Origin of the sequence: Noviherbaspirillum humi, assembly GCF_900188095.1 — a bacterium.
Taxonomy (GTDB): Bacteria; Pseudomonadota; Gammaproteobacteria; order Burkholderiales; family Burkholderiaceae_D; genus Noviherbaspirillum; species Noviherbaspirillum humi.
The window spans coordinates 17,909-27,036 of record NZ_FZOT01000031.1 but is presented as its reverse complement, the minus strand read 5'-3'; the positions used below and the strand labels follow the sequence as shown (position 1 = coordinate 27,036).

6 protein-coding genes are annotated in these 9,128 nt (G+C 59.3%); 3 read left to right on the top strand and 3 right to left on the bottom strand.

The genetic code is table 11. The annotated features are described in order from the left end of the window. On the top strand, positions 1 to 345 hold a 345-nt coding region (locus CHB88_RS23570), incomplete at its 5' end, for an ATP-binding cassette domain-containing protein (RefSeq protein ID WP_143131464.1). A 175-nt stretch (positions 346 to 520) separates the two neighbouring features. Here the strand turns inward: CHB88_RS23570 and CHB88_RS23565 are convergent. Beyond that, complete coding sequence (locus CHB88_RS23565; protein ID WP_176442635.1) at positions 521 to 1,087, bottom strand: GAF domain-containing protein; 567 nt, start codon at positions 1,085 to 1,087, stop codon at positions 521 to 523. A 312-nt stretch (positions 1,088 to 1,399) separates the two neighbouring features. Between CHB88_RS23565 and CHB88_RS23560 the strand changes: the two genes are divergently transcribed. Then, positions 1,400 to 3,964, top strand: a complete 2,565-nt coding sequence (locus CHB88_RS23560; RefSeq protein WP_089401809.1) for a sensor domain-containing protein — start codon at positions 1,400 to 1,402, stop codon at positions 3,962 to 3,964. A 148-nt stretch (positions 3,965 to 4,112) separates the two neighbouring features. Here CHB88_RS23560 and CHB88_RS23555 read toward each other — a convergent pair whose 3' ends face one another. Both CHB88_RS23555 and CHB88_RS23550 read right to left on the bottom strand, forming a co-directional pair. Next, positions 4,113 to 4,379, bottom strand: a complete 267-nt coding sequence (locus tag CHB88_RS23555; protein ID WP_089401808.1) for a hypothetical protein — start codon at positions 4,377 to 4,379, stop codon at positions 4,113 to 4,115. 431 nt (positions 4,380 to 4,810) lie between these two features. Next, on the bottom strand, positions 4,811 to 5,437 hold the full coding sequence (locus CHB88_RS23550; protein ID WP_089401807.1) for a Crp/Fnr family transcriptional regulator: 627 nt from the start codon (positions 5,435 to 5,437) through the stop codon (positions 4,811 to 4,813). 518 nt (positions 5,438 to 5,955) lie between these two features. Between CHB88_RS23550 and CHB88_RS23545 the strand changes: the two genes are divergently transcribed. Then, entirely contained in the window at positions 5,956 to 8,139 is a 2,184-nt protein-coding gene (locus CHB88_RS23545; protein ID WP_176442634.1) for a hybrid sensor histidine kinase/response regulator, read from the top strand. Positions 8,140 to 9,128 lie beyond the last annotated feature (989 nt).

Here is a 9,128-nt window from a genome sequence, read left to right as displayed (position 1 = left end):
TTTCCGCGGCTGAAGGAAAGAAGAAGCAACCTGGGCGCGCAGCTGTCGGGCGGGGAGCAGCAGATGCTGGCCATCGGGCGGGCATTAATGACCAACCCGCAGCTGTTGGTGCTGGACGAGGCGACCGAAGGACTGGCGCCGATCATCCGGCAGGAGATCTGGGAAGCGCTGACGCGGCTGAAGGGCGAAGGGCTGTCGCAGATCGTGATCGACAAGAACGTCGGCGCGCTGCTGAAGTTCGCCGACCGGCACTATGTGCTGGAGAAGGGCAAGGTGGTGTGGCAGGGCAGCTCGACCGAGCTCGCCGGCCAGCCGGACATCGTTCATCAATATCTTGGGGTTTAGAGCACTATGGCCCTGGCTTTAGCTGCAAACGAGTATGACCACGCCCTAGTGCAGAAAAGCGGCCTGTTGCCGGCCGGAGCGGCCAGAAGGAATGACTGCCTCGGATCGTTCTATCCAGTAGCGCGGGACAACTCACCACGGTCAGCAATCGTTCGCGATTCACAACAGGACTGAACTAGGAATTCCAAGCTGCCCGCACTCGTAACGCCGCGGTCGCGTGGCTGCCTAGCACACTCATTATGCGTACATGCTCCCGATCAAACTGTATGGCCGGGTCATGAGACAGCACCCAGATGGTGCCAATGCCTTGCTGTCCATGCCAAAACAGCGGCACGATCAGCGCTTCAGCGATACTCGGATCAAACTGCATCCAGGCGAAATATCTTTCGGGTTGCGATAGAAGCTGGGGCGCTTTTTGCTCGATGCTGTACTTGCAAGGGCTGTCCACGCTTGGTGCCGATTTGCCAGTCAGCTCGGCGACTTCGCCCTGTACCGCTACCCACTGAAGATCGGTATCGGGATCGGTCAGGTTCAGTAATGTGATACCGCAGGAGCCAGCGCTGCACAATTCCATGCCGAGGCTGCACAACTCGTCCAGGATCGCCTGGTCGTCCTTCGCCATGGCGCGCGCTATGCGAACCAGCGCGGCATCTTCGCTTTTACCATGGGTTGGCCGGAGCGGCCGGGTGGCCAGGGCATGAGTGATCAGGATGTCTTCGAACCTGAGCGCAGCGTGCTCCATGGGTGTTTCTCCCTCTTTGTCCATCTTCTTATAGGTCCGAGTACTTTCGGAATATACCGTCGTTATCAAGGAATTTAACCGTTTGTAACGAAGCGTACAAGGGTCAAGTCGCCGTTAAGGAATTAATTGTGAATGCTGCCGAGCCGGCGGCATCATTGATGTCTGATTGGCAATTACGTGCCATGAAGGCTTAATGTTGCCAGTGGGCTTGCCGGTATGCGGTCTTGGCAGTCGGAAGACGGCAGACCCTGAACCTTGGCATCGCGCCTTCATCCAAATCTTGCCATATTCATAAATCGGGTGGCGGCAGAGATGGGAAAACCAAGCGGAAAGCGGCTCGCAAAACCCGCATCGTTTGACGCTGCACCTCCAGCATCCACTGGCGGGGCGCCGGGCGAAGCCTGGTTCAGCGGTCCGCTCACCTATCAGTTAGCGGTGGAGGCGGCCGGATTTGGGACCTGGCATCGTCGCCTCGATAGCGACGTAGTGACCATTTGCCCGATGATGGCACGCCTGCTCGACTTGCCTGCGCGTACGACTTCCCTGTCAGCGGATGAATGGCGGCAAGTCATCCTGGCGGAAGACTTGCCCGCAGTCGAAAGCGCTGTTGCTGCATCGGTCGATGCACGCTGCCCATTCAACCTGGAGTACCGCGTGAAGACGCCCCGTGGGCGGATCGTCTGGCTGCTCGTGCGGGGCACATTTCTTCGCGACGAGCAAGGCAATCCCCTCCAGGTCACCGGCGTCTCCGTCGATATTACGGAAAAGAAAAAAGCGGAGGAGGCCGCAAGGGCAGGGGAAGAGCGCTACCGGCTGCTGACCGACCTCAATCCCGACGGCATAGTGGTTTACCAGGATCGCCGGTATGTTTATGCCAATCCCGCGGCCGCTCATATCCATCAGGTCGCTGGCGCGGCCGAACTGATCGGGCGGTCGGGGTTCGATTTCTTCGAACCGGAAGCCGTCAAAACCATTGATGAAAGCGTGACCCTGCTGCTTGAACAAGGTCTGCCGGCCCCGCTGGCGACCTTGCGGGCGAGGCGGCCGGACGGCAGCGTGGCTCATTTGCAGGCAACATTCGGGAAAGTGACATGGGAGGGACGTCCTGCCGTCCAAATTACCGTGCGCGATATCACTGAACACAAGCGTTTGCGGGAGAAGCTGCGGATCACGAACGAAAGACTCAAGCTCGCGGTGGAGGGTACCGGGGAGGGCATCTGGGACTGGGATCTGGTCACCGATACTTGCTCCTTGTCGGCCAACCTGAGGCGCATTCTAGGCTGGGAAGAGAAGGGCCCTGGCCCGGAAAGGATAAGCTGGCGCACGCTGATTCATCCCGACGACTTTCCCAATGTCGATGCTGCCTTTCGTTCATGCATCAAGGGCGACAGCCCGGCCTACGAGTGCGAGTTCCGTATCAAGGCGGCGGATGGACAGTGGAAATGGGTGGCCGGAAGGGGCGTGGTCGTCGAGTGGAATCAGCGCGGCAATCCGACCGCCATGACGGGCACCATCTCCGACATCACGGTCAGGAAGAAATTCGAAGAGCAGATCTGGCGCTATGCCAACATCGATGCCCTGACCGGCTTGCCGAACCGGCGCATGTTTCGCGATCGGCTGGATGCGGAGATCCGGAAGGCGCAGCGTACCAGCAAGGAACTGGCGCTGCTTTTCCTGGACATGGATGGTTTCAAGCAGGTCAATGATGTATTCGGCCACGAGTCCGGGGATCTGCTGTTGCTAGAAGCGGCGCATCGCATCCATGGCTGCGTACGCGAGAGTGACATCGTCGCCCGCCTGGGCGGGGACGAGTTCACCGTGGTGCTCACCAACCTCGATGATCTCGACCATGTTGAATACCTCTGCCGCAAGGTCCTGGACCGGCTGGCTGAGCCGTTTTCCATCGGCGCGCATTACGCCTACGTCACCGCCAGCATCGGCGTCGCACTCTATCCGATGGATGGACCAGGTTCGGAGGACCTGGTCCGCAAGGCGGACCAGGCCATGTATGCCGCCAAGGCGGCCGGCAAGAACCAGTTCAGCTACTTCACCGAGTCCATGGACGAGAAGGCCCATGCCAAGCTAAGCCTGTCCACGGAATTGCGCCAGGCCATCGCCAAGGGACAGCTCTTCCTGCATTTCCAACCGGTCGTGCATCTGCGCGATGGCCATATCCTCAAGGCGGAAGCGCTGCTGCGCTGGCGGCATCCGCGCCTGGGTATGATCGAGCCCTCGCGCTTCATCCCTGTGGCCGAGGAGTCCGGGATGATGGGACCGATCGGCGACTGGGTTTTCCGCGAAGCTGCCACCTGCGCGAAGCGCTGGAGCGAGTGCACGGGCACGATCTTTCAGATAGCGGTCAACAAGTCCCCGGTGCAGTTCATGCCGCGCTGCCTAGAATCGGACTGGCTCGGCTACCTGCAGGAACTGGAGCTGCCCGGTGAGAGCCTCGTTATCGAGATCACCGAGGGCATGCTGCTTAATCCGGCGCCCAGCGTCACCAGCAAGCTGCTGCAATACCGCGATGCCGGCATCCAGGTAGCCATCGACGACTTCGGCACCGGCTATTCTTCAATGTCCTATCTGCACCAGTTCCATATCGATTATCTGAAGATCGATCGGTCCTTCGTGCACGATATCGCTACCAACCCGGTGCACCGCACCATCGCCGAGACCATCATCGTCATGGCGCACAAGCTGGGGCTCAGCGTCATCGCGGAAGGGATCGAGACAAGAACCCAGAAGGAAATCCTGCAGCAGGCCGGGTGTGACTATGGCCAAGGCTTCTATTTCTCTCATCCGGTGCCGGAAGAGCAACTCACAAGGATGCTTGCATCAAGACCGACGACGCCGGGGCACCGCGATCCGCCCGGCTAGCAGGCCACCCGATACGCCCTATGCCGTCCGAGGCTGTCGGGTATCAAGCCGCTCCAAGGCAACAGCTTCGGGATGGCTGCATGCAAGGAGTTCATGCCGTGCCTAACCTTGCGATCTCAAAGAGAAAGGCGATGAATGAACAACTGGTTCAGTGAAGATAGTTATTGCCCGATTGCAGATTGATACGCTCGATTCCCGGTTCTTCGATTTCAGGCATCTGCAGCTCGCTGTGTGAGTTTGGTATCTGTCCCTGGTATAAAAGTCCGACCAGCATGATCAGCTTTTGCAGTTCAATCGGTTTCAACATCGGCGACAGGTCGGCCAACAACGCCGCAAGCACCGAAGCTACGTTCTCCGGATCGATTGCGGATGCGTGGATGTTCTTGATCTGCTCGAGTACCTCTACCGCGTTCATGATGATGCGCTCCTCTCTATTGTGACTGTGAGAGAAGCGTTTCTCGTTAGGTTCCTGACAATGGACTGAAGATCTTCGGACCTTGAGATTGTTCAGGGTGCGTGGGATCAAACGGTTTCTGTTCGTTCCCGTTTCAAGATTTCCGTACAGAATGCCCTGTACAGGGGATACGATGAGAATCCCATCGCAGTTACTATCCACTCACCGTCACCCCCTCCAGGGACGCAGGTGCCGGACCAAGCAAAACTTGGTTCGCGCACCGACCACGGATGAAGGAACGAGCAATAGAACTCTGATTGTCTGTCAGCCAGCGGCCGACGAACGTGTGCGCCTGTAGATGCGGCGAAACAGGCAGGTGGTGCCGTCCAGGCCAGTCGCGCCTATTGAACCAACCAGGCTCAAGACCAATCAGGTTGGCAGTCAGTCGCAGTTCAACCCACAAACTCAAATGCTGGAAAGCCGATCTGCCATTCTTCAGGAGGCGCGCCCCAAGATGCGCTGAAAGTGATTTTGAAAAATGGCGTAGCACTCACAGGACGCCTCTTCCAGCGCTTGTCTATCCAGCACGCGGATCTGGCCTCGTTTGTATTCGATGATCCCGGCACGCTGCAGCGCGCCGGCTGCCAATGAGACGCTCGGGCGCTATCCCCAAGCATTGCGGCCAAGTATTCCTGCGTCAGGCTAAAGTCCTGCCGACGCATTCGGTCGCGGCTCATGAGCAGCCACTTTGCCAGGCGGTGCTCAATGATGTGTAGGCGGTTGCACGCCACGTTCTGCGACACCATGCTCAGGTACGCTTGCAGATAGCGAAAAGCGACGCGGCGCAACGCGGTGTCACCCGCCGTCAATTGCCGAAACACTTCTGCCGGCATGCGCAGCGCCGTGCCGGGGATCTGGCAGAGATTGGCCTCGATCGCAATCTCCTTTGCCAGGATAAGGTCCGTTGTCGACATGCCTTCGAAGCCGACGGTGCCCACTTCCACCTGTGCGCCATCGTGCATGGTAGCCAAGATCGAATGTCCTCCGATCAAGGGGAAATAGGCGTGAATGGTCGTCAATGTGCATGCCGTTGAGACAGGATATTCGCTAGCTCATGCAGTTTGACGACTTGACCAGGTGGTAACCAAAGCCGGCCGCATGGGTGCGGTTTCGATCAACCTCCTGGCCATACCCGGTGACCGCAACCAGGACAGCTCTGCTGGATTTCTGCCGGGCGTGATGCCGTCAGCAGGGCAGGCAATGAATGAACGCGCAACGCGATAACGGTGAAATTGGCAAGCGGCTGGTCTTCGAGCGGACATCGCACCATGCGGGACATCGGCCGCACGAAAATCTACCGACTGAAACAGGCTGCACCATGGCAGTGCTGTCGGCAGCAGGCCGATTCCTGCAATTTCGAATTTGTTTCCTATTGCTTCGCCAGTCATTTATCATGCAGACAGTTCATAGGCGTGCTCCCGCCCACGATGTCGGTCGAGCGAACGGACACATTTGAACTGAAGATGCTGAAGCGGTACCTTCGATTCGATTGACGTCCAAACCCATGCACGCTGCCAGAACGTACCACCTCCGTCAATTGCTCCTCCTGCTGGCAACCATTGCCTTGCTGCCCCTCCTGCTGGCTGGCGCCTGGGCGGTTCATAGCACGATCCGGCAGCAGCGCCTGGAAGTCGAGCGATCGGCGCTTGATCTTTCCCGCGCGCTGGCCACGGCGGTGGGAACCGAACTTGACGCGACCATTGCCTCATTGCGCACGCTTTCGCAGTCGCAGGCGCTCGCCGACAACGATCTGCCCGCTTTCTATCGAGTTGCGCTTCGTGTCAAGCAAGCCAATCCGTCATGGCAATCCGTAATCCTCACCGACACCAAGGGCTCGGTGCTGTTCAGCACATCGCGGCCCTATGGCGATACCGCGGCCCGCATCGTTGATCCGGACAGCCTGCGCGAAACCGTGGACAGCAGGCGCCCGGTGGTTGGCAGTGCCCGGGTTGGTTCGCGTGGCACGCTTGCCTTCCCGGTGCGTGTTCCCGTCCAGCGCGACGCGGACATAACCTATGTGCTGGGCGCGGCCGTTCTGCCAGAGCGCATTCTGGACATCCTGCATCAGCAAAAGGTATCTGCGGACTCGGTCGTCGCGGTATTCGATGCATCCGGCAAGCGGGTCGCCAGAACGAAAGAACACGGCAGCGATGCCCCGTCCCCCTCGCTTGCGAAGCTGCTGGCCGGCGGAGGTGCCGAAGGCGTCGGCGTGACTACCACGCTTGAGGGCGCGGAATCCGTCACCGCGTTTACCCATGTTCCCGGACACAACTGGACGGTTGCCGTCGGCGTTCCGACGACCGGGATCGGCAGCCTGCTCTTGCGCGGTCCCTTTTATTACTTCGTCGGCGTGTTGGCGTCGCTGGTCGTCTGGGTGCTTGCCGCGTCCTGGCTATCGCGCCGGATAGCGGGAGCGGTGGATCAACTGCGGGAGCGCGCCACCGGACTGGTCCGCGATGGCAATCTGCTGCCGCAGATACAGAGCCCGATTCGCGAAATCAATGAAGCCAATGCCGCCCTGGTGGTGCTGTCCCGCGAACGCGCCGAAGTCGAGGCCGAACGGCAGCGGCTGCTGGCGTCGGTGAACGCCGCGCTGGACACCACGCGGCTGGCGCTGTCCCAGGCCGAAGAAGCCAGCCGGGCCAAGGACAACTTCCTTGCGATGCTCGGCCATGAGATGCGCAATCCGCTCGCGCCGATCGTCTCCGCGCTGGATCTGCTCGACCTACGCGGAGACGAGCGCAGCGACAAGGAGAGGGTGATATTGCGCCGGCAGGTAAGCCGTCTGCATCGTTTGGTCGACGACCTTCTGGATGTTTCCCGTATCGTGCAAGGCAAGCTGGAGGTACGCAAAGAGCACGTAGACATCAGGCATGTCGTGTTCAAGGCGCAGGAATCCGTCCGTCACGCGGCGGAGGCCGGCGGCACACGCCTGCATACGAACCTGCCGGAGCACCCAATACCGGTGGACGGGGACCCGGGAAGACTGGAGCAGGCCATTACCAACCTCTTGTCCAACGCCCTGCGTTTCGCCCCGGGCGGCGCGATCTGCATAACGGGCGCGCTCGACGGCGAGGATGCAGTCCTGGTGGTCGAGGATGACGGCGCCGGCATGGAAGCAACGACGCTGGAAAAATTGTTTCAGCCGTTTTTCCAGGCTCCGCAATCGCTCGCCCGCTCGCACGGCGGCCTTGGGCTGGGACTGACGATCGTCAGGACCATCGTCGAACTCCATAACGGGCGCATAGGCGTGAGCAGCGAGCTTGGCGCGGGAAGCCGTTTCGAAATCCGCCTTCCACAATCGTCGGGCGGCCGCGCACAGGCGGAGGAGGCAGAAGATTCTGGCCTGCTCGAAGGCCGCCGCGTATTGGTGGTCGATGACAATGTCGATGCAGCCGAGCTTCTTGCCGCGGGCCTGCGTATGGCGGGACACGATGTCCAGACGGCCTATTCGGGATCTGATGCGCTCACCCTGATGCGAACCTTTCGTCCCGAGGTGGCCATATTGGACATCGGCATGCCAGAGATGGACGGATACCAGCTCGCCCATGCGATACGGGACCAGTATCCCCGCTGGCAAGGCCAATTGCTTGCATTGAGCGGATACGGCCAAGCGATGGACAAGGATTTGGCGCGTGCCGCCGGCTTTAAACAGCATTTCACCAAGCCGGTGCGGCTGCCGCAACTTAACCGCGTCATCGCCATGCTGTTGAACGCTTAGGCCGCGGTTACCCGCCCCGGAAAATTCCTGGAAAATCCTCCTCTCACAATCAACGATCGCCTCGCACACAGAAGCTCAAAGGCTGTCAGGAGGTTAAGTATCGTGTGACGCGTTCCGCCGGCGGGCGGATGGGCTGACCGCAGCGACGCGCCGAAGGCCAGGATGTCCTAAGGAGCAGGCATCACCGCAGCGGCTCATGACTGCGGTTGCGAGAAGGCCGTGCAGTCTGTCGACGTAAGCGTCAGAGCCGCCGAGCTTTCTCGTCGGCCTCAAGGTCGTCCCGAGAACCTGTCCTCTGCAAAATCTCGTAAATAAAGTACACAACGAAAAAGATGGCGAGTACGGGCAGCAGTAGTGTGTCTCTCCAAGCCAGCACGGAATCTCTATTCATCGGTATCTCCTCCCGTAGTACTTACTGAGGGAGTGTAGAGCGCCTTTCGCTACAACATTTGCTAGCGCTCAAGTTGAGACAAAGAAATTATTCCGGAATGAAATCTGGATGGCCAGTTCGCGAGGCGGGCGTAAAAAAGCCCAGCATGTCTATCGACACCTGGGCTAATCCAATCACAAGATCGGAGGAGACACTGGTTAGACCATCGCCTGGGTCCAAGTTCGGTCGGAACGAAAAGAAGCCCAAGCACCCTTGGGTGCCTGGGCGAAACCTCTCGGAGAGAGCAGTTGTGAAGAAGAACACCGCTGCAAGTTCAAGTTAGCAGACCGAAACCCTCACTTCCAGTCTGTCCAACAATATGTTGCCCTTCATCAAGGGTACGCAGTGGGCCTTCAAGCGATTGTTTTCGCGATTTGAGTTTCACGATTTGATCGGGGTGCCATGGCAGTGCAAATCGCAGGACATCCATAGATGGGCGCTCGCAATCGCGTTCGAAGCCGATTCCAGTGCAACAGGGCTACCGATTGCATCCTCGACCTTCAGCACAGTTTGGTCCAAATACAGTCTCTGGTACCCGCGCATTGCCCTCCTGCCCACT